Raw genomic sequence first — 22,455 nt, 5'->3', positions numbered from 1 at the left:
TTAACGTTTCCTTATTATTTTAAGGTTATTAAAAAAACTCTTTATCCTGCCCGGTCTTCGTTCCTTATATGCAGGCAAGACAACAGCCAGATTTCCGGAGCCTTTTACAAAGAAAGTTCTGTCAAAATTATTTTCTAATCTTTCAGCATCAGACGCGCAAAAGAAACCTGCTATGATCTCCTGAAAATCAACTATGATATCCTTGAACAACCTTACTGCCTTTTCTTTTTTTACGCCTCCAAAAAATATAATAGCCCTTTTTGGCTTATATCTTTTCAAAATACCTCTGATACTGCCGGCATTGCTTTTGGTGAACTCCACTTTTCTTGTTTTACTTTCAAGGCATTGCGCCAAATATTCCTTATGCTCTTTTTTAATTTCTCCGGCATATATAAGCATGTCTGCCTGAAAATCCTCTAATACCCCATATACTGCGTCATATAAACCGTTTTCGAATCTACCTCCGTGCCTTTTAAGAGACGCGGCAATAAATGATTCTATTGAGGTCAAAGAAAATTCCCGGTATAACTTATGCCAATAGTCCCACATCTCTTTACCCAGATCTTTCGGCCTGTTCTTTGTAAACGGCTTCCCTTCTAAGATAATAGGATGCCATCCTGTTTTATAATGGATCACATGCGTATCTGCGGTAATAGGGCAGCTATTAGTTTCGTTCAGATATTTACAAGCCATCCCCTTAAATCTGACTGTTTCTCCGTCTATAGTCCTCTCAAAAGAAGCGTCGTAATCTGATGAATCAAGCAATATTGCCATAGTATGCTGACTCCCGCCGCCGTTCATCTTATGTGCAAATCGAAGTTTTTCTTCATCGTGGACAATCTCTTCCGTAAGGGCCAGCCAATTCTTCATAAAAACGCGGCCTGATTTATTATTATTAATGGCTACCATTCCTGCGTTAAGCGGAGTTTGTTCCGGTTTCCATGTATACATGACATCATAGCTGTCATTTATGAAATTAGCCATGTTCTTACAAAGCGCTGCATCGCAATCAAGAAAAAAAAGAGATTCCTCAGGATACAACTCGCACGCCTTAAACCAATGGCGAAGCCGCAGAGGTATCTTCTGAAGGATATGATCCTCCTCTATGGTCTTCGGGTTTTGAATAAACTCATAGACCGGAAACCTGTCCCTTAAAATCAAGGCCTCATGGTCCGGCAGATCGTCATAAAATATAGATACTTTTTCAAAAGGATGATATTGTTCTATGCTCTGAAGAAGAACACAAACAAACGGAAGATAATAAACCCCGTATACAGTAGTTATAAATCTCATTTTTGATGTTATCCTTTATGTCTTTTGAAGTTCATTACACCTAATATCTTTTTTGGTATTTTTAAAAAAATCCGCACCAAACCTCCTGCCATGCATTTTAATCTATATATAAAAACTGTGTTTCTGTGTTTCTTCTTATAGAACAGACAGTCCTTATATGTTATTCCATCTCTGTAGTTAACCCCCATATTAACAAAACAATAACCTAGTTTTTTATTTTTTTTAATACAATGTTTGGTTCTTGCCTTCAATCCAGGTTCTATAAAATCATGAAACTCTACTGATATCTGTTCTATCTTATTAAAATCTTCTTCTGAAAATCTCTCGAGCACATCCCATTCCGCGCCCTCTATATCCATCTTCAATAGATCTATTTTTCTAATACCACATATAGAAAATATGTCATTCAGTGTAAGCATCTTTGCATTTATTTCGCTCTTAACCTTGTTTAATTCGCTAAATGGCCTGAATAATGAACTTGAGCTTGGTGATTCGCTTAAATAGAATTTGATACTATCCCTTGTTTCACCTCCAATAACTGCGTTCACCACCTTTATCGCATCATTGTCTTTGAAAAAGGCTTTTAGTCCTACGCTTAATTCCGGATTTCCTTCAACCAAAACAAGCATTGAATAACAGTATTTTTCTGCTATCTCTTTTGAAAAATTTCCCCTGCTTGCGCCCAGATCCACGACAACAGACCCTTTATCTAGATTGTTAATAAAAGTATGGCGCGATATAGATTCAATTTTTGGGTTCAGAACTCTCATTCCTGCACCAGGAACAGATAAGCATCTCTATATTTTTTAGCCAATCGTTCTATAGAAAAATAATCTATGGTCCTTTTTCTGGCTTTAATGCCCATTTCTTTGGCTAGACCTGGTTCCCCTAACAGCCGAGTTAATGCTAAATACAATCCATTAACATCCCCTGGCTCAAAAAGCAGGCCGTCTGAGTCGTGTGTAATCAGATAATCCTCTATTACTCTTAAACGAGATGAAACACATGGCAATCCAGAAGCCATTGCCTCCATAAGGGAATTTGGCAATCCTTCTCTGAAGGAAGGCAATACGAATACATCAGAGGCCTTGTAATATTTTTCTATATCCAGTGTCTTCTCTACAAATAAGACCTTTTCCTCCATCTTGCCAACTCTTATCTCTTTCTTTATGCGTTCTATTATTTCCTGTTTTATCTCAAAATAGCTGGTATCAGTCGATCCAATAAATAATAACCTTATATCTTTATCCTTAAAATCAGCGATTATATCCTTATATGCCTCGAAAAGAACATCCACGCCTTTATCTTTAGAAAAAAATCCGACAAATAATATAATAAACGCCTCTTTCGGCAATTTTAAACTCTTTCTTAATGCATTCTTCTCGTCATGACTTTTAGAAGGGCAAAATCTTTCAATATCAACTCCGTTGGGAATAGTCGCCATCCTATCCTGTGAGATATCCGCATCTAAAAGCCCCTGAGACATTGCCGGATTCACGCTAATATAAAAATCTGCCGCAGAAAAAAAGAATCTTTTTAACCTGCCAAACCTTCTATTACCTATTGAAACAGGGTCGTCATCCCCTAAAGAAGTGATCTTTTGCACGATCTTTTTTCTGAATATCTTTGCCAATAATATCATAAGCAATGTCTTATTGGAAAAGCCGTGCAGATGGACAATATCTATTTTATTTCTTATGCTCAAAAATGCGCGAACGAATTGTAGGATCGCTATAAATTTGGCTGTAAAACTCATGTCTCCTACATATATCCTTTTTATGTATAGATCAGAATTTTTATCCTGCAATAAAGGATCCCTTGTGGTAGTCAAAACAAAAAATCTTAAGTTGCTATCATATTTTAAAGCATTTACCAAAGTACGGCTCTGTAGCCCACCGCCGCTTATCTCAGGATAAAAAACCCCTGTAAGCATGCAAATGCCTAAAGTTTTATTCTTTCTAACGCCCATTGGCGAAACAAAAGTCCTGTAAAATACCCCTTTTATAAAATGACCGACTGCCAGCTTTTTCATTCCCATCCTGTTAAAAAAATTGCTATATCTAAAAAATTCGTCTGCAATAAATCTATCTGAGAATGAACAAGTGTCTGCGACAATGCCCTTACTTCTTTTTATTCTAAACAGGCAATCCCATTGTTTTGCCTTATCTTTTACGCTCCTTGCGCTTCCGTGCAATCTCAACGTATATAAAAATTCAGGGATATTTGCTAATTTATAATTCTTGCTCATCGTCAGCCATAATGCATAATCCTGCGAACATTCATACTGCTCGGGATATAAACCAACCTCTTTAATGTCCTTCTTCCTGAACATTACAGAACCATGGCAAAAACAATTAACTTCTCTCAGCCACTTTTTTATCTCACTGTCTTCCGCAGGCATTATAAATCTATACAAAAGCCTGTCTCTTTCGTCGATCATCCTATAAAATGTTCCGGAAATAGCTATCTCCTCACTGTCTTGCATGAACTCTATCTGCTTGCTCAATCTATCAGGCATAGATGTATCGTCTGCATCCTGACGCGCAATATATTCCCCCTGAGCCTCTCTTATGCCAATATTAAGGGATTTCGAAAGGCCGATATTTACTTTGTTTTTTATAACGCGTATTCTGTTGTCTGTTTTCTGATAATCGTTCAATATTTCAGAAGTCCTGTCTATAGAGCCATCATCTATGATCAGAAACTCGAAATCTTTAAAACTCTGCCCAAGAATAGACTTTATGCTCTCATCAAGATATCTTTCGCTGTTATATGCGCTCATAATAACGCTGAGCTTCGGTGCACTCATGGACTTATCCTCTTTATTATTTCAAGATATCTGGGCGCGTTTGCCTTTACTGAAAACTCTTTTTCTGCTGTTATTCTGCCAGCTGATCCTATTCTCTGCCTCAATTCCGGGCTATCGACCAACATTGATAATTTTTCTATCCATTCATCCTCTGTCTTTGCCAGATAACCATTTATTCCATCCTTTACTATACTTCTGTTTGCGCCTACATCAGACGCAACACAGGGAACGCCCACGCTCATGTACTGGATCGCCTTAAAACCTGTTTTACCCTGTATCCATTCATCTTCAGGTAAAGGATATACGCCTATATCCAGGGACTGGAATTGTTTTATGTCGTCTTTTAAATTCCATTCTATATTCATTACGTTTACTCCGTCTATTTTTACATCGTGATCTCCCGCGCCTATGATCTTCAGATTAAATTTATATTTGCTGCCAAGATTTAAAAAAATCCTCTTCAGTCCTTCAAGATAACGCGCAGTACTATGACTGCCTATCCACCCGATCGTCATATCTCGCCCCTTTTCTTTAGCGCCAGGCTTAAACTCTTCAGTATCTACGGATGTGTGAATAGTTATTACATTTTTATTATATTTCTTAGCGTAATCCGCGAGATAGTCATTGCATGTTATTACGAAACTGCTCATCCTTAATATCGTACTGATCTTTGACGGACATTTTAAGCGCCTTAAAAATCTATTAGCTGAGCTGGGGATACCCATATAGATCGCATCATCAAGATCATATATGACCCGTTTCCCCATCTTTGACAGGATCCATTCAAATACAGGAGGGCCGAACGGAAACGCCTCGAGGTGTATAAAAATAATGTCGCATTTTACTGCGGTAAGTATATCAAAAAATCTTTTAAGCGTACCCTGCATGAAAAACAATGTCTTTCTCAAATAAAATCCTTTTTTATAAAGTATCCTGTAGAACTCAGTGGAAACAAACGGCCTGAGAATGCACTCAATGCCTTCTTTCTTAAAATAAGGCAGGTATTGCTCCACCCTGTAGCGGCTGCTGGGACCTTCAGTTGGATATGGTTCAATAAATAATATCTTCATTTGATTTCGTCTATATATTCCTTCAAGGCCTCCTGCCATGGCCGTGACCTGTCCATATTCATCGCTGATAGCTTAGCGTTAAGCAATGCCTCTGATTTTCCTCTCGGCGCTGGCAAAGGAAATGCATCCGAGGTTATAGGCCTCAAAATCACATCTTTTTTATCCAAGTACTCCGCTATCTTTTCAGCCATATCGAATCTCGAGCATATGCCCTTACTGACGCAATGATATAAACCATATTCTCCTCTGGATACAATATCTACAATTCCTCCTGCAAAATCTCCAGTGAAAGTAGGGCTTCCGTATTTATCCGTAACAACGGGTATTTCCTTCTTTGTCCTTAAAAGCTGGGTTATCTTCCAAACGAATTTTTTATCCTTATTCTGCCCCCCTACCATCCAGCTGGCCCTGATAATGTAGTATTTGGTCAGCATTGAACGCACGACATCTTCTCCTCTTAATTTGCTTTCTCCGTATATATTGGCAGGATTAGTAGTATCTTCCTCTGTGTATCCTGTCGTCTTTTCCCCGTCAAATACCGCTCCTGTGCTTACATAGACGAGTGGGATATCAAGTTCCCTGCAAATAGCTGCCATATTTTCAGTGCCCTTTGCGTTTGTTTCAAATGCATGCTGTCTATTTAACTGGCACTTATCCACATCAGTCTCAGCTGCCAGATGAAAAACAATATCAGGCCTCCTTGCCTTGGCAAAACCCATAACCTCGTTTAAATTCCTGATATCCGCCTTAAAGATCTTGTCATTGCCTGCAAGGTCACATGGATGCACCATATATCCATTCTTCTCTAAAAGAGGCCAGAGCGCATCTGCCAGCATCCCATTTGCTCCGGTAAGTAACGCATTTAACCTCATCATAGTCTCCCTTTTTCAAGTTTAAAAGATACCACAGAGAACACAGAGATTTTTTATAATAAAATACTCTGTGCTCTCATAAGATTAGTCTTTTTATGCCTTCTTTTAGCCTTAAAACATTAAAGTTAACCATAAGCCCTGCCTTTTTATCCATAGCTTTAAAATAAGTCAATAGCTATGTTTCAAAGATTTTTTGGAGAACACAGAGTAAAATTATATTATTTCTCTGTGTCCTCTGTGGTTTCTTTTTTTAAGCCTTAGCCTTCAACCTCTTGTAGACCTCTACATATTTTTTTCCGCCCTGCGCAAGGGAAAAATGTCTCTCAGCAACGTCACGGCATCGTCTTCTTAAGGCATCCCCTTCTTTTAGCAGCTCTTTCAACTCTTCTATCTTTTTCCTGTATTCCTGCGCACTGAAATCCTCCACCACGACACCTACTCTGTTCTTTCTTACGATTTCCTCAGTATCCCCTATCCCTTTATTGATAACGACAGGCAGGCCGCAGGCCAGATATTCCCCGAATTTCGTAGGACAGGAAGCTCTCTTTGAAAAACAGCTCTTTATAAAAAAGATTCCGACATCAGCGAGATTCAAAAAATCCACCACATTTTCCGGGCTTGAAGAGTCCACGATCACGTTTTTCTTTATGTTATCCGGGATATACTGCTCTATCCATGCCTTACTCGTCTGAGATAAGATGAAAAATGCCGAGCTATTGTCAACACGTAACAGCTCTTTATAAAAATCCAGCATCTCGGACAGCATATACCACGTGCCAAGAGAACCTGTGTATATTAATATAAATTTTTTATCCAGCGAATATCCTGATTTAAATCCATTGTCGACATCCTTTAATCTGAACCTGTTTAAGTCTGTACACGCCGGTATAAGAGTGATATTCTTTGTCCTGCCTTTACTCAATATCAACTCCCTGGCATTGCCTGTCAGTACGATGACCTCATCAGCCCTTCTGATAAAATACTGCTCTAATCTATCCACGATTTTGTAAGCCATCGAATTTTTCTTCCACAATCCCGCGTCTACGTATTCTTCCGCCATAAGGCCACGCATATCAAATACCATTTTCTTTTTCAAAATAAGGCATGGCAAAATACCTATTAAAGCGCAAAATGTACCCCTTGCATGTATGACATCCACACGCCCTGCAATGCTGATATAAAGAGCCACGAACATGCCTCTTATTATGTCATACGGTTTTGCTAAAAACTGAAATCGTTTATGATAACCTAAAGATATCCACTTGATCCCTGCCTTATTCAGGTCTTCTTTGATTATTTCAACATTATGCTTCTTGAAAAGACGCCTCTTTTCATATGAAAGAATACAAACAGATATGCCGCTTTGTCTTAAAATCTTAAGATAATTCAGCACTTGCGAATGCAAAAGAGGTTCTGTTAACCCCATATAACTTATGTATAAAGTCTTATTTTCCATTTTTTTAAAGAAAGGCCTATGCCGGTAAATATAAAAAGTAGGTAAAAAACTATGGAACGATGCCTGAGTAAGGTACCGCTGTTACCCTCTGTCAAAGCTAAAACAGAAACCATCCCTATTATAATAAACAACAATACCGCGCTTTGCGTGAATCTTTTTTTATAAGCAAAGACTATGCCTTTTAACGTAAACGGGACCATTATATAAAATATTATTGTTTCAGGCACTGCCATTACCTGCATAATATTGCCCAGCTGCCACGGAAAAGGAGAAAAAAAGACATAGAGTAATCCTAAAGGGGAAAAAACTAACATCCTTCCAAAACTCGAAATATCAGCATTTCTAAAAAATTGCAGGTTGCCGTACGCCCTAACGCTCCTGTGATAATTAAAGAAATCAAATATTGAGTCATAGCCTCCTATGCTGTAAAAGTTTATTTTAGACACCCATGAGAGAATATCATTTCTAAGAACAAAGAAAACAGCAAAGATAGATAAGCCTATTATTAATGTGGTAATAAACTTATTTTTAATTAGATGCCATATCGCCAAAAATAAAAATGTTAAAAAAACCATACCAAGGGCTACGACAAGATAGGGTAACCCTATTTTAAACAAAATCCATACAGATAAAACAGCGAGTAACAAAAAACCCGGGCAGTAATACCTGCGCATATAAAAAATTGCCCATAGAAAAATGCAGAGGAACATGGCTATTACAGGCTCCTTGAGATTTTGAGTAGACCACATTATAAATGAAGGCCAGAAAAACGCGAAGATAGAGCTTATCCTGGCGACATTTTTGCCGAACAGATGCCTTGCCAGGAGATAAACAAATAAAGCGACTATCGAACCCGCCAGACTGCTTATAAAAAACATGGAGAGCGGACTATGGCCTGTAAATAAATAAACATGGCTCGTAAAATAATCATAGGGCACTATATTTCCGCTGGTACCATGCCCTATTTTCATGTTGGGATCGGTCATAAACTGATCCATCGTTACCCTGATCCCTCTTTCCGCAAATCTGCAGATCTGCCATCCCTGACGACTGTAAGACCATCCGTCATTGGCAAAAAGAAAACCCGGGCTATAATCTCCCTTAAAGACAAAGGACATCATGTAGAATAAAAATGACAAAAATAACCTCAGAATAAACCCTATCGCAAAAAGATTGAATAAAAAATTGAAATCCTCATGTGCAAATATAGCTATAATAAAAATTCCCAGCAATAAGCCAAATAATACTATTAAAATAGGACTTAATGCAGGCAGAGGTATAAAATTTAAAAACAGGGATCCTACAATTGTCAAAATAATAAAACTTCTCTTTTCTATTATTATCGCGTTTATCTTAAAGTCCATCATGATTTCCTACTCAACTACGGCTTCTATATAGCACGTATATAACAAAATAATATTGGAGTAATTGTATTGTAAACCGTTCTTAATTTGGTATAATGTTAGATATCTATTAGGTGTTACTCTAATACTTTATGGTATCAAAAGTTACAAATAAAGTCAATAAATGAACTTATAATTTATGGACTACAATGCAATATTGACCTATTTTGAAGATTCGGCTAAAGCTGGGCGATGGAACTCTCTGTATAACTCCAAAAATCCACTCGCTTATTCGTTTATTGTCAGGCTCCAAAAAACGATAACTCTAGCATGCTCCTTTCAGAATAAAAAGGTTCTTGACCTAGGCTGTGGAACCGGGATCCTTATGCCTCTTGTGATAGATGCCGGAGGTCAATACATAGGCCTGGATGCCTCAAGAAAAATGTTGGATGAGATTAAAAGAATTTATCCAAATTATATTAATAAAGATGAGGTAAGCCTTATTTTTGGTGATATAAGAAAGATGCGATTACCCGATAATCTGGACATCATGATAGGATTAGGATTTATTGAATATTTTGATAACCCAGAAGAATTAATTCAAAGGCTATACAATAAACTACCTATCGGCGGCCGCCTAATCTTTTCCTTTCCGAATTTTCAATCATTAGACTATATATCCGTACAATCCCTTATGTTATTCAGGTATTTAGCAAGAAGAATTTTTGGAAAATCTCTGCATCAACCACCAAGAAGACTATGGGATCTCAAAAGTGCCAAGAGGTTATATGTTAATGCCGGTTTTAAGAGCCTGGTATCTGTCAATTATAATGTAAATGTCTTTGCTTATCCTGTTACGAGAATATTAAGAATATTTACCAATTTTTGGGCAAAAAGGTTTGAGTATGGCAAATTATCAAAATGTAGCTTTTTCGCGACAGGTTTTTTAATTTCTGGTGAAAAATAATCGCTCTTTTTAAGACTGTTGTAATACATAATGGGTCTTTTTGACCCAGCTTTTTATCTTCTGATGGAAACCCAACAGACGCAGATTCTCCTCTTTCCAGTTGACCCTGCAAATATTTATCCGTGGAAATACATAAAAATCTTCTTTATTTTTACTATCCGCTAATATCGCAACCTTGTCATCGCATAATAAAGCAATCTTATAGCCACTTTTTTTAACGGCTTCCATGCTTAACGAATCATATAAGCCTCCGGGAAACGCAAAAATTACAGGGTCAATGCCTACCTCTTTATAAATCTTTCTTTTGCTGTCTCTTGTTGCTGCTAATAAAATATCTTTGTTTTTGATTCTAGACATATTGAGGTGCCCCATCCCATGAGAACCAATGTGAATACCCAGTCTGGCGCATTCCCTGATCTGAGACCAATCCATTAACTTCGTAATTTTAGATTCTGGGATTTTATTTAGTAATGAGTTTATCCAGTCATTCCTTGACTCATCGTCTATAGTGTTCAATTCGTTGCATATATTTATAAAATCTAACTCTTTAAACTTATTTCTTGTTTTGTACGTCTTGCCATTGGGTAATTCGATCGATTTGCCCCCGCTGGATTGCAGAAAACTATTTAATATCTGAGTCCATGGAGGGGTCCCTCTATCGATAAGATCGGGGCAAATATTATGATGTGCCGGCAATCTAAAATCAGTTAATGCCGGAAGGGCGTTTTCCCAAAAATCTCTATAGCCGTCATCGAAACTCAACGCAACTAAAGGCCTATCAGGATAGTAATCAATTTCTCTGAAATTTTCTAATGGCACCACATGAGCCTTTGAGGATAATTCTTTCATTAAAAACCTAAAAGTTTTTATTGGTACTGAAGGCCATAATGGGTCATATTCGTCGCTGATTCTATGAAACATCAATACGCTAATCTCTCTATTCCTCACCCTGAATCTTCTTAGGATCCTTGACGCGCCTAAATCGTGTATAATAGAAAAAAGCATGTCTCTCATAAGGTTTTATCCCTTATTATTAACACATTTATCCCAGAGCTCATAATATTTATCGGCATACTTATCCACAGAGGAATATTTTGATTCTATAATAGCCTTGGACCTCTTTCCGAATTCCTCGATCAAGTCCTTATTTTTTAAATAAAAAATTATAGCGCTTTTCAATCCTTCATTGTCTCCGGGCAAAACTACTACTCCATTAAAACTTGTCTTTATCAAGTCAGGGTTTGAACCGACATCTGTTACAATAGAAGCAAGACCCATTAACATTGCCTCCATCAACGCAATCGAAAGACCTTCTGAAAGGGAAGGCAATACGAAAACATCCGATGCGTTTAGATAATCTGTTATGTTGTCGACATTGCCGAGAAATATAATCTCATCTGATAAGCCAAGATCAACACATCTTTTACACAACGCTTCCCTTAAGGGGCCATCGCCTGCAAAAAAACATTTAAAACGATACCCTGCATCTTTAATCTCCCTAAAGATCTCTATTAAATAGTCATGGCCTTTATCCGCCTTTAAATTCGCCACCATAATAAACAATAACTCATCTGATATATTATACCTTTCCATGATTTCTTTTTTATGCGTCTTTATCCTGTATATATCCACATCCAGGCAGTTTTCTAGGCTTACGGTCTTACTGCGAGGCAGTTTTTCCTTTTTTATAATATCCTCTTTCAGTTTTTCCGAACAACAAACGATAAAATCATTCAGCCTTGAAAGGAAAAAATCCGCAAGCACATAAGGAAGAAATTTCAGTCCTTTGTATTGCCTGTGCTCCCCGTGTTCTTCGGTTATTATGTGCGGTATACGGCAAAATAATCCGGCGATCCTGCCATGAAAATTAGAGTTGAACAAAGAGGTGTGCAGTATATCAGGCCTCTCTCTTCTGATATACTTAACTAACTTATATGTTATGAGCAAGCTGATAGAATTCGGATCTTGTTTTAATTCATCCACTTGATAGCCGAGTTTTTCTATTTCCCTGCCCAATGCTCCTTTTTCTCCTATGCAGCAAACTTTTATATTATATCTCTTCTTATCGATATTACGCAGCAGAATAAATCTCATTCTTTCAGCGCCACCAAGTCCAAGACCATGATGTAGAAATAGAATATTTTTCATAGGGCTATCAATTAAATATTAAATCCATGTATTGTTTCTCTATTCTATCAACGTCAAATTGTTTTATACTTCCATATGCTTCTTGGACAAGATTTTCTCTTTTTTCTTTGTTCGATAATAAATCATAAACAGCCCCTGAGATGGCTGAAGGTACCCCGGGCTTTATTAATAAACCATTGATATTATCTTCGATTGCTTCTCTTATGCCACCTGTCGAATCTGAGGCAACAACAGGAACACCACAAGCCATTGCCTCCAATGCTGCATTTGGAAACCCCTCCCAAAGAGAAGGAAGAACAAATATATCCATTCTTAACAAATACTTAAATGGATTATCTACCCAACCAGTGAAAATCACCTTTTTTCTCACATCTAAATCCTCAGCCATTCTCTCCAAGTTCGATCTCTCTACACCGTCGCCAACTATAATCAACCTTGCGTCTACCCTTTCTAAAAGTGTCTTAAAGCCCTGCATAAGAAAATGAACCCCTTTCTCAGGAGACAATCTTGAAACTGTCCCTACGCAAGGTAAGGTTTTACTGAGGCCGCCGGATATACTGCCTTTTGCGCTCAGTTGTTTTATTTTGGCAATATCTACAGGATTATATATAACTTTGACTTTCTCGTGATTCACAGGAAATAATCTCTTTATCTGTTCTGATATACTCTTGCAAACAGTTACAATATAATCAGCTCTTGGATATAACAAAAATACCATCATCCTGTATGCCCATTTCAACATAAACAATTGCTCACTATGTTCAGTTATTATGAGTTTGGGTTTCCTGCCGTGAATAAATAACAGGGATAGCACCGCATAACAATTCACCAGGGATGTGAAACTTAAAATTACATCTGGTTTTTCAGTAGTTATATACTTGCGCATTAGGCGAAGATGCCGCATAATATTAAAAATTTTAGCAAAAAACCCTTTCTGCGGGATAATGTCCAGATCTATCACCTTTACACGGTCACTGAGAAGGCATCTTTTATCTGATAATTTCTCTACGAGGAATACTGTTTCAATTCCGTTCTTTTCCAGTATTCCTAGTATGTTTCTTGCTACTGTAGATACTCCTCCTATTTCATAGGTTGCGAGAATAAACATTGCTCTCATAATTTTGTTTTAATGTGAGAAAAAAAAGTCGCGAAAGGGTATAGATATAACTTTGGTTTATTTAAAATAAAAAAACAATTTTTAAGGCATTCTGCGTATAAAAGTTTAGCTAATTTACTTTTTATATCACGGTTCTGATATGCAAAATTCAAAACCTTATTAAAAAAAAGTCTTTTCATGAAGTAATTTTTATTCTTATTTAGACTAAAATAATTCGAGGTGTTTTTTAGTAATAAATCCGATAGCATAATAATCCTGCTTATATCACATTTTGTTACTCCATTCTCCCAATAGCTTTTATTCATTGAGCCTGCGTTAAACAAAAAATTGAACAATAGCTCGCTATCCAACTCTGAAAAATCAGGGACAAGATGTCTTATGAATTGTTTCAAGGCAATAATATATCTTTGTATTTGCGGCTTTGCGTCCCTTACACTAATACGATCATCATGCAACCTGTATTTTATAAGCACATCTGGTATGCTAACGATTTTATGTCTCTTCAGCAGTAAATCTATAGCCAGCTTATAATCCTCTGTAAAAGAAAAAGCTTCATTATATTTGCCTATATCCATAACAGGTTTTTTTCTGAACATTATAGAGCTATGCACAAGAATAAATTCTCCAAACAGAATAGTAGCTATTATTTCTTCATTCCTTACAGGCAATTTTGTAATGCCAATATGCTTCCCTTCGCTGTCCATTGCCTCTGCCCAGCTCCCCGAAAGCACAACTTCAGGCCTTTTGCTCAAAAAATCATATTGCTTCTCTATCCTATCAGGGAGCATTATATCGTCAGCGTCTATACGGGCAATATATTCGCCTGACGCGTGATCCAATCCTATATTAAGAGATGTTACCTGGCTTAGATTTCTTTCATTCTCTATCAAACGTATCCTGTCGTCACTGTAAGACCTTATTATATCCCGAGTGCTATCCGTAGAACCGTCATCCACTATAAGAAATTCAAAATCCTTACAGGTCTGGCTTAAGACACTGTCTATGCACTGCCTTAAATAAACCTCACCGTTATAAACAGCCATTAATATCGTTATTTTTGGTGTCATTTTTATAAAACCTCGGAAAAAATCTTCATATTATCCTCGCTTACAGGTACAAAATAATCTTTCAGATAATCCTGTGTTTTTCTAAGCTCCTCGTAAAACAAATTATCGTCTATATTCAAGATTTTATTTATCCTTGTTCTAAGTTCAGCCGGATTGCTGCAAGAATCCTTGATCTTGCTGTTGCATTCAAAAAGAGGATCTACCTCCAAAGGATAATTAACGTCCAAATATATTGCAGGACACCCCATCTTTAAAGCCTCAAGACATACAGTAGTCCAAGTATATAGAATAACTCCACACCGTTCTATTTCCTCAGTTACGGAAAGATTGTTTGAAATAATAAAATTGGACGGCATCTTAAATCCCAAATCTTTCATAACTTCATTTACGCATGTCGCAGGATGAAATCTAATGTATAATTTTTCCGGATATTTTCCTAACCCGGAATCAAAAAGAAAGCGCAATACTTTAACGGCATCTTCTACCGTAATAGTCAAAGCTACAAAAATATCTCTGGTTGTCCTGCGAGGCAAAAGCTTTGATGGAGACAAGTAATTTTGACGTAACGCACATCCTACCGAAAAAATATTATCGGGATAACAACCTAATCGGTTCATTATGTCTAAAGTCCGCCTTCCCATTGTAATAATCTTGTTAGGAAGGGGCATTCTATCTCTTTCAATGAAACCCGGAAAATATTTAAAACTGTTTTTTGAAACAAAAGCATGCTGAAATCCTAATACTTTGATATTTGGATCACCATAGCGTAATCCTAAAATGCTCATTTTTTCCCATGCATAATTTTCAAATGTATATATAAATCTTTCTATTCTTATAGATCGCGTCAAGCTAGTGCACGAATAATACTGTAAAAGAGCATCGAAAAAACGTGTCCCGTTCATATCCTGTAACAACTCCTCGAAAACAAGAAATTTTACATTGCAATCACAGAAAAAAATATTACCCTTTATTGAAGGTCTCTTAAAATACACGTTAAAAACACATTTAAATATATCAAGGCCTTTGAGGTAAAAATTAAACGGGATAATGATATTCTCTGTGTCTTCTTTGAATTTTTTTATCATATCCCTATAATCAGACAATATACCGGCAAATATCAATATGTTTCTTTTTTGGCCCGAAAAAAAAGATAGGAGATTTTTAAAATAAGGGTCGAAGTACGAACCCGACTTGTAACTCCGGTTATCGCACCATGTTCTGAGGACTACATAATCATCTTTCTTGAGAATAGCTGTTCTTCTTGTAAATAAAATACACCTTGTAAATAATAAATTCTTATATTCGTAACAAGCCTTTTTAATTTGAGCTAAAATTCCAATTAATTTACACAACAAGGCTTTAATATTAGCTTCCAGAGGACTAAAGCAGAGATTTGATACTACAAAATTCTTCTTGTAGTTAAAAATTATCTGCTTAGACAATGCTAAATCTGAACACACGACCGCAATATCTTTATTTCTATATTTTTTTATTTTTGCATCGAGGCACGCTAATTTATATAACCTGACAAATAATTTAGAAGTAAAAGAATTTTTCTCGGATAAATTACTTGCCCACCAATAATCTGATGAGATATTACTGCTCATAGACGCTATAAAATTCTTATATTCTTTTTCAATATCATCTTTGTCTAAAATATTTTTTAAATTAAAATTATCCAGATCTATCAAAACATAATCAAACATATTTATATTAAGTTTGCTTGATACATCATCCGGATTTTTTAACAATAAAAGTCTTTTCATTAATTAGAAGTACTTTTCTTTTATCTTGTCAGATTTCATTAATTTCCTGACCTTTATAAGGTCCTGCGGAGTATCAACGCTTATATGCGCATTTTCAACAGGCACTGCCTTTATGTTATACCCATGTTCTAATATCCTAAGGTATTCATTAAACTCAATCTTTTCCAAAGGTGTCTGGTCCCAGGAAGCAATCTTTAGCAGAAAATTCTTGCGAAAAGGCACTATAAAACACATCTTCCACATTGTTTTTATTTCTGTGCGCGCGTCACTCGGTAAGTCCGCTCTTGAGCAGTATAAAATATTGCAATTCAGATCAAGGATAGCCTTTATGTCTGATTTTGAATTCTTTATTGAATAAGGCGCGACAAGTACAGAAATCTGCACATCCTTATCTTCTCTAAGAGGCCTTACGGCGCTATCCACATGCTCGGGATTTAAAAGCGCTTCATCTCCCTGGATATTGACCACTATATCTACGTCCATATCACTAACTGCCTCAGCTATACGATCCGTTCCGGTCTCGTGCTTGGATGAAGTCATTATTGCCTTGCCACCGTATTTAAGCACAATATCATGAATCTCCTTGTTATCAGTAGCCACAAATACCTCGTTTAAGGAAGAAGCCAACTGCGCCCTCTTAAACACATGGACTATCATAGGCAAGCCTTCTATGTCAATAAGGGCTTTGTCAGGAAGACGTGATGACTGCAATCGCGAAGGTATAATTCCTATTGTTCTCATTTATAAATACTACGATACAGTTTTAGTAAAAAAGTTTCAAGTTTTGCCAATAAACGAAGGGTGTAATAATCTATAGCATAACAGTGTTCTCCGTGCATCAATCGCCACAAGACTAGTTTTCTGATAATCTTGACCAAAAATCTATTACGCAATGACAGCCTATTCAACTTATGCAAATAAATATTGATATAACTATTCATTGATTCGCTGTATTTGGAAAACCCGGGCCAGATAAGCCGGGTGGTGTCAACAATCAAAGATCCGTCATCATTCAAGGAATCCTTCCAGTCTTCTATAGATTTACTTAAGCTTATATTAAACCTCTTCATACCCTGGTTAAATATGGGAGAACCTGGATAATAACGGAAAGTGAAAGGGCCTGCAATGTCAGTGATGGGATTGATCTTTAATAGTTCTCCGCAAAGCCTGTACGTGGAGATGGTATCATCTTTATTTTCTCCGTCCATCCCTGTCATAAAGGAAAATCTCGGGGTTATATTGAATTTGGAAAGCTCCACAGCAGCGTTCTTTATGTCTTCGCATTTTATATCCTTATGTAAATAATCCAGCATCTTCTGTGATCCGCTTTCTGCCCCCATTGCAATAGATTTTATACCGATCTTTTCCATATCCGGCAAAATATTCTTGAAAGAATCCTGCCTGAAATAAGAGACCCTGGCCCATATCCTTGCCAAAAACTTGATATTCTCGTCCTTTGCCAGTTTAATGAAGTCTGCCAGTCTTTTTTTGTTAATACAAAAATCTTCGTCCAGGAATAAAAAGGCATTTGCGCCATATCTGGACTGCAATCTTTTGATCTCTTCGACAATGGATGCGGCAGAACGCGCTCTGTAATGCCTTTTTAAAATCACGTTTATGCAAAAGGCGCACCTAAAACAACAGCCTAAGCCAGTAAGAATAGGCATTAGTCGTATATTCTTACTGCCATCAAGGTTTAATTCTCTTTCATATACGCTTCTGGCATTAAGATATCTCGGCAAATCCAAGAGTTCAAAATCAAAATGGGGAATCTCTGATATATCATCCAAATCCCTGGGTATATTAATCTTAACATTGCCCTCTGAATCACAAAACGATATGCCTTTTATTGCCTCCAATTGGACATGTCCTTCAATATGCTCTATGATCTCTAAAACAGTTCTAGACCCTTCGTTGATCACGGCAATATCAATATACGGATTAGAGACCGTTTGTTCAGGATACAGGGTTGAGTGCACACCGCCAAATACTATATATAAACGAGGCCATTTCTCTTTTATCTTCTTTGCCAGCTCATATCCCATGACTATCTGGGAAGTCATGGCTGAAAACCCCACGAACATAGTCCTCTCGGATATGCTCTCCAAAACCCTTTTTTCATATTCCTGAATCAAGGCGCCGTCAACGATCTTTACTGAAAACTTTCTTTTCTTTAATATCGCACCTATTACCATTATCCCGGTAGCAGGATACAGAGAACCGGAATTCTCATACTTATAATTCCTAGCCGGAGGTAAATTAACAAGTATTATCTCTTTATTAGCTGTCATATATTTTTATCTTCGATACATCATCAACTACATAAGGGGTTATTTCTAGCAATTTATCCTTATTTGTCAGCCCAGTGCAGACGCCTATTGAGGCCTTTAGGTTTGCGTTTTTGCCCATCAGGACATCAGTGTTCGCATCTCCTACCATGATAGAATTGCGCGGAGATACATCAAGTTTCTTCAGTATATACATCAACATATCTGGTGCTGGTTTTGAATTTTTCACCTTATCTTCGCCCACGACAATATCCACTAAGTTTCCTATATTTAAAAATTTTACAGCAAGTTCAGCTCTCTCTGTTTTATCAGTTGTCGCTATGGCGACCATAGTCTTTTTCTCTTTTATATTCTTTAAAAGTTCCATAGCACCTTTGATAGGGACTATAAGTTTGTCCAATAAGAATAAAGACTTATCATCGACTTTCTTAAATATATCAAAGCAAACCCTGGAGACATCCTGGTAGTCAAGCTTAACGAGATAATCCTCTGCAGCCTTTTGCACAATCGCCCTGGGTAAAATGCCCACAGGACCTTCTGGTTTCAGCCTTCTCTTTTCCAAATTAATCCCCATCTCAGACATCAGACTATTCTTATGCGGCTCCTCATCCAACTTGTAAAAAGAACACAAATCTTTTGCCCGCATCTCAATCATGTAATACCAGTAATTATATAAATCAATGAGTGTGCCATCCTTATCGAATACAAATAACTCAATATCATTGATTACCTTATTGCCAAACGCAATATTCACCATTACCAGACTACCTCTCCGATATTACTCCTTACTAATGTATGCGCGGTATTAACCGCCTCTCTCACTTTATCGTCCTTTTTCATAAAATCTTCTTCCCCGATCAATTCCTTTATAACATTTCTGGCAAACGTTCCGACAGAGACACCATTATATGCAACGCCGCTCATATCCGCTAATTTTGTAGTCAAACTATTTGTACCGCCTGACAGTAAAACCTTTACATCTAACCTTTGTTTCATGATTATATCCGCAATGGCAACCGCCTGCAGAGTGGTATTGAAATCATCCTTGCTTCCACTCATGGGCACGCCGTCTGCCTGCACTATAAGCCTGTTGCCTGATATAGACTTTGCATTTTTTATCCTGCGTTTCAACGCAGAATCGGATAAATGCAGGCGGTCCAAGCACATGCTTACATAATTATCTTTTATTATATTGTTTATCATTTTCCATTCGTCGAATATAGACCTTGTATCAGGCACTGCAGCGTGCAACTCCATCTGCTCAACCCCGCATTCCCTGCATTCCTCCAGAATAGCTTTTAAGTCCTTATTCTTATGGTAGAATTTTATAGCGTTATAGCTACACGCTGACTCGCAACTTCCGCATCCTATGCACCTGGCCTCTATGATCTTAAAGTCATCATCTATGGCATTTGTAGGGCACTCTGCAATACATACTCTGCATTTAACGCACTTATCTGTAATCATCGCTTTCCTAATATGCGGGTCTCCCCTCATTCCTATGCTCACATTGATAAAAGGACGTATCAATAACTGCCTTCCTATCTTGCCTGCATAATCAAATGCATCCTGAATACCTATGGCTGCATGTTTAACAACATCCACATTGGCAGAGACATCCATGCATTTGGCGCCTGCAAGCGCATAGACAAAAACAATCTTCCTGACTTCCTTTGCGTCTTCGTTACCTGCGCCGCAAACAAGCTTAAAGAATTTCTTTTTGTTTAACAGCTCTTGTGCTATTTCAAACCTTGTCATATTGTTTTATCCAATTATATATACTGCTGTAAAAATAACTATGACTTGAAGGGGTTATAATATGAAGCCCTTCTTTGTTGTTTTCAATTAAAAACGAATTGATCTGGCTAAGTAGTTTTTCATTCCAATTGTGCTTTTCGATCAATAGTTTAAAATTATCAGCTTCCTCGGATTCTTTATAAAAATGTACATTTTTTGAAAGAAAATGTTCTTTACTCTTATATCCATCCATTCCTGCTATGAATATTCTTTTTGCGCCCATAACAATAGCGACTGCCGTCAACAATATCGACACGGTCCTGCAATTTGAATTGATTACGCCATCTTCTATCCTGAAATTATCCGAGGTGCCACTAAAATGCGCGATACTTTCATATTCCATATTCGTATAGTCTTTTATAAAATCATCCTCGAAACTGCCGGATATCAGAAGCTTTGAATCCACATCAACATGTTCAACATAATTGATAAATCGTTTCTTATTGCTAAATGCATGATAATGCGGCTTAAACAATCCACCTAAATAATTAGCACCCATAACTACAGGATTATATTTTTCTATAAATTCATCTATTTCTTTTTTATGCTCTTTAAGGCTGGGACCATTAGCAAGTATCAAAAAATCCTTTCCCTCATGCCTGTTTCTATAAAGAGGTGGCTGTATTCGTAGATTATCTTCTGTATCATGGTCTGGATTTTCCGATTTACCAAAAGAGCTTACAAAACCGCTTGATATAATTTTATCCATTATGTCTTTTTTAAATCCCACTGGCGCAAGTCCTTTTACGACCTCAAAGACTTTTACCATATCGTCTACATTGTATTCATGATAATCTATCAATTGCTTGGCATAGCTCGGATGGACCTCGAATATACCGGATAACATGTAAGGAAGGCTGTAACCCCATTTCAACTTGTTTTTTAGATCAATAAAATAACGGTCTATAAGATCCAATACAGGCATTGAATTGTACTTTTTACGGCTTAATGTTTTCTCAAGGTATATTATCAACACTTCCATAGGGAGGTTACCTGATCCCCTTCCCATACCGCATACAGTACCATCTACTATATCCACTCCGCAATTAAGCGCCTCCAGTGTATTGGCAAAAGCAAGCTGGAGACTATTGTGCGCATGAAAACCTATTTTTTTATTCAGAGGTTTCAACTTTTCTATATATCTTTCTATATCACGCGGAAAAAGCGAACCATAGCTATCGGCAAAATAAAGATAGTCAATTGATGATTCTGAAATAGGCTTCTTTATAAAAGAAAAATCTTCCTCCGTATAACCCACAATCCCCATTAGCTGAATAGAAACTTCATATCCTCTTTTTTTGATCTTCCGGCAAATATCGATTGCCTCTAATATCTTATCCTTATGACATGCCACCCTGTACATATTTACAAAACTATGCTTTGACTGCGGAATAAGAGATAAGTCGCATTTGTCGCAATCAACCATCAATGATACTTTTATTCCTGAAACATCCTTGAACAAATCATTGATAACATCCTCAGGGACAGAATACCATAATCCCGTACCGGCCTTTGGCTTATTTCTGAATCCGATTTCAATAATATCCACACCTGTCCTGGAAAGATTGCGGCAAAGCTCTTTAACCACTTTTCTGTCAAAATCCCAGTTGTTTAAATAGCCACCGTCTCTTATGGTACAATCCAATATCTCAAAAGCATGAGTTTTAATATCGCTCATTTACCCCTCTATTTCTTTTTTTGCATTGAATACGTTTACTATATCTTTATAAGTAGCAGCAATCAAAGCAGAATCTACCATATATGTCACATATTGCACTCCGCAATCGATCAGCAATTCCATGTATTTCATGTCACAAGCAAATGAACCGCAGGCAACGCCTTTATTTTTAGTTATTTTAACGCTTTCACGGATACCCTTAATAACTTCTGGATCATTTACCTCTCCAGGTTTTCCTAACGACTGCGAAAGATCGTATGGTCCTATAAATATTACATCTATTCCACGAACACTAGCTATATCCTTAATGTTTTTCAATCCTTCGGAACCTTCTATATTAAGAACTACCGTGGTGTTTTCGTTAGATCTTTTTGCATGACCCGAAGATTTGATCCCATAATTACCTGCTTTTGTAAAAGGGGAATACCCTCTTTCTCCTTCGGGATAATATTTCGAACATCTGACAACATGCTCTGCTTCTTCTTTAGTAGAAACATGGGGGACCTGAACTCCTTTAGTCCCTATATCAAGCGCTCTTAAAATAAGATCGGCGCTATTCGAGGAAACCCGAATAATCGAATCCACTCCGCATGCTTCACATGCCCTTACAAGGTCTTCGGCCTTTTCTACGCTGACCGGGCCATGTTCAGAATCAATGACTATAAAATCTACTCCGCTTGAAGCTATTGCATTTACGACCGAAGCCGACGGTATGCCGTTCCATGTCCCGATAACCATTTCGCCGTTCCTTAATCTTTCTTTCAGATTTTTCATAATAAGTACC

20 protein-coding genes are annotated in these 22,455 nt (G+C 37.2%); 1 reads left to right on the top strand and 19 read right to left on the bottom strand.

Annotation, left to right across the window (positions count from 1 at the left end; translation table 11 throughout):
* The 8 genes from P9L93_06830 to P9L93_06795 all read right to left on the bottom strand — a co-directional run bounded on the left by P9L93_06830 (nucleotide 1) and on the right by P9L93_06795 (nucleotide 8,867).
* Nucleotides 1–1,293: a hypothetical protein gene (locus tag P9L93_06830; protein ID MDP8230797.1), complete on the bottom strand. Its 1,293-nt coding sequence runs from the start codon at nucleotides 1,291–1,293 to the stop codon at nucleotides 1–3.
* An 8-nt stretch (nucleotides 1,294–1,301) separates the two neighbouring features.
* Nucleotides 1,302–2,063, bottom strand: a complete 762-nt coding sequence (locus P9L93_06825; GenBank protein MDP8230796.1) for an FkbM family methyltransferase — start codon at nucleotides 2,061–2,063, stop codon at nucleotides 1,302–1,304.
* Nucleotides 2,060–4,102, bottom strand: a complete 2,043-nt coding sequence (locus tag P9L93_06820) for a glycosyltransferase (GenBank protein ID MDP8230795.1) — start codon at nucleotides 4,100–4,102, stop codon at nucleotides 2,060–2,062. The genes P9L93_06825 and P9L93_06820 overlap by 4 nt, the downstream gene beginning before the upstream one ends.
* Nucleotides 4,099–5,172, bottom strand: a complete 1,074-nt coding sequence (locus tag P9L93_06815; protein MDP8230794.1) for a glycosyltransferase family 4 protein — start codon at nucleotides 5,170–5,172, stop codon at nucleotides 4,099–4,101. The genes P9L93_06820 and P9L93_06815 overlap by 4 nt, the downstream gene beginning before the upstream one ends.
* Nucleotides 5,169–6,047: a dTDP-4-dehydrorhamnose reductase gene (rfbD, locus tag P9L93_06810; GenBank protein ID MDP8230793.1), complete on the bottom strand. Its 879-nt coding sequence runs from the start codon at nucleotides 6,045–6,047 to the stop codon at nucleotides 5,169–5,171. Before rfbD ends, P9L93_06815 begins: the two co-directional genes overlap by 4 nt.
* Nucleotides 6,048–6,120: 73 nt before the next feature.
* Nucleotides 6,121–6,216 carry a hypothetical protein gene (locus tag P9L93_06805; GenBank protein MDP8230792.1) on the bottom strand — a complete coding sequence of 32 codons (96 nt, stop codon included), beginning with the start codon at nucleotides 6,214–6,216 and terminating at the stop codon, nucleotides 6,121–6,123.
* 78 nt (nucleotides 6,217–6,294) lie between these two features.
* Complete coding sequence (locus P9L93_06800) at nucleotides 6,295–7,470, bottom strand: glycosyltransferase family 4 protein (protein MDP8230791.1); 1,176 nt, start codon at nucleotides 7,468–7,470, stop codon at nucleotides 6,295–6,297.
* Between the two features lie 5 nt (nucleotides 7,471–7,475).
* Nucleotides 7,476–8,867: a glycosyltransferase family 39 protein gene (locus tag P9L93_06795; protein MDP8230790.1), complete on the bottom strand. Its 1,392-nt coding sequence runs from the start codon at nucleotides 8,865–8,867 to the stop codon at nucleotides 7,476–7,478.
* A gap of 175 nt (nucleotides 8,868–9,042) precedes the next feature.
* Between P9L93_06795 and P9L93_06790 the strand changes: the two genes are divergently transcribed.
* Entirely contained in the window at nucleotides 9,043–9,810 is a 768-nt protein-coding gene (locus tag P9L93_06790) for a class I SAM-dependent methyltransferase (GenBank protein MDP8230789.1), read from the top strand.
* Between the two features lie 9 nt (nucleotides 9,811–9,819).
* Here the strand turns inward: P9L93_06790 and P9L93_06785 are convergent, their stop codons facing one another.
* From P9L93_06785 to P9L93_06735, 11 genes are read right to left on the bottom strand one after another with little or no spacing between them, the layout of a single operon-like run.
* On the bottom strand, nucleotides 9,820–10,824 hold the full coding sequence (locus P9L93_06785; GenBank protein MDP8230788.1) for a polysaccharide deacetylase family protein: 1,005 nt from the start codon (nucleotides 10,822–10,824) through the stop codon (nucleotides 9,820–9,822).
* A 6-nt stretch (nucleotides 10,825–10,830) separates the two neighbouring features.
* Nucleotides 10,831–11,958 (bottom strand): glycosyltransferase, encoded by a 1,128-nt coding sequence (locus P9L93_06780; GenBank protein ID MDP8230787.1) that lies wholly within the window; start codon nucleotides 11,956–11,958, stop codon nucleotides 10,831–10,833.
* Between the two features lie 7 nt (nucleotides 11,959–11,965).
* Nucleotides 11,966–13,066 (bottom strand): glycosyltransferase, encoded by a 1,101-nt coding sequence (locus P9L93_06775; protein ID MDP8230786.1) that lies wholly within the window; start codon nucleotides 13,064–13,066, stop codon nucleotides 11,966–11,968.
* 5 nt (nucleotides 13,067–13,071) lie between these two features.
* Nucleotides 13,072–14,142: a glycosyltransferase gene (locus P9L93_06770; GenBank protein MDP8230785.1), complete on the bottom strand. Its 1,071-nt coding sequence runs from the start codon at nucleotides 14,140–14,142 to the stop codon at nucleotides 13,072–13,074.
* Between the two features lie 2 nt (nucleotides 14,143–14,144).
* Nucleotides 14,145–15,908: a hypothetical protein gene (locus tag P9L93_06765; protein MDP8230784.1), complete on the bottom strand. Its 1,764-nt coding sequence runs from the start codon at nucleotides 15,906–15,908 to the stop codon at nucleotides 14,145–14,147.
* 3 nt (nucleotides 15,909–15,911) lie between these two features.
* Entirely contained in the window at nucleotides 15,912–16,649 is a 738-nt protein-coding gene (locus tag P9L93_06760; protein ID MDP8230783.1) for a 3-deoxy-manno-octulosonate cytidylyltransferase, read from the bottom strand.
* Nucleotides 16,646–18,199 (bottom strand): radical SAM protein, encoded by a 1,554-nt coding sequence (locus tag P9L93_06755; GenBank protein ID MDP8230782.1) that lies wholly within the window; start codon nucleotides 18,197–18,199, stop codon nucleotides 16,646–16,648. Before P9L93_06755 ends, P9L93_06760 begins: the two co-directional genes overlap by 4 nt.
* The gene (locus P9L93_06750; protein ID MDP8230781.1) at nucleotides 18,189–18,953 is read right to left on the bottom strand and encodes an HAD family hydrolase; all 765 of its coding nucleotides are present in this window, start codon (nucleotides 18,951–18,953) and stop codon (nucleotides 18,189–18,191) included. Before P9L93_06750 ends, P9L93_06755 begins: the two co-directional genes overlap by 11 nt.
* Nucleotides 18,953–19,954 (bottom strand): LdpA C-terminal domain-containing domain, encoded by a 1,002-nt coding sequence (locus P9L93_06745; GenBank protein MDP8230780.1) that lies wholly within the window; start codon nucleotides 19,952–19,954, stop codon nucleotides 18,953–18,955. The genes P9L93_06750 and P9L93_06745 overlap by 1 nt, the downstream gene beginning before the upstream one ends.
* Nucleotides 19,941–21,671 (bottom strand): hypothetical protein, encoded by a 1,731-nt coding sequence (locus P9L93_06740; GenBank protein MDP8230779.1) that lies wholly within the window; start codon nucleotides 21,669–21,671, stop codon nucleotides 19,941–19,943. The genes P9L93_06745 and P9L93_06740 overlap by 14 nt, the downstream gene beginning before the upstream one ends.
* Nucleotides 21,672–22,445, bottom strand: a complete 774-nt coding sequence (locus P9L93_06735; GenBank protein MDP8230778.1) for an aldolase/citrate lyase family protein — start codon at nucleotides 22,443–22,445, stop codon at nucleotides 21,672–21,674.
* Between the last annotated feature and the right edge of the window lie 10 nt (nucleotides 22,446–22,455).

Source organism: Candidatus Gorgyraea atricola, from assembly GCA_030765235.1.
Taxonomy (GTDB): Bacteria; Omnitrophota; Gorgyraeia; order Gorgyraeales; family Gorgyraeaceae; genus Gorgyraea; species Gorgyraea atricola.
Note: the sequence above shows the minus strand (reverse complement) of the source record. Positions and strands in the feature narration are given on the sequence as shown.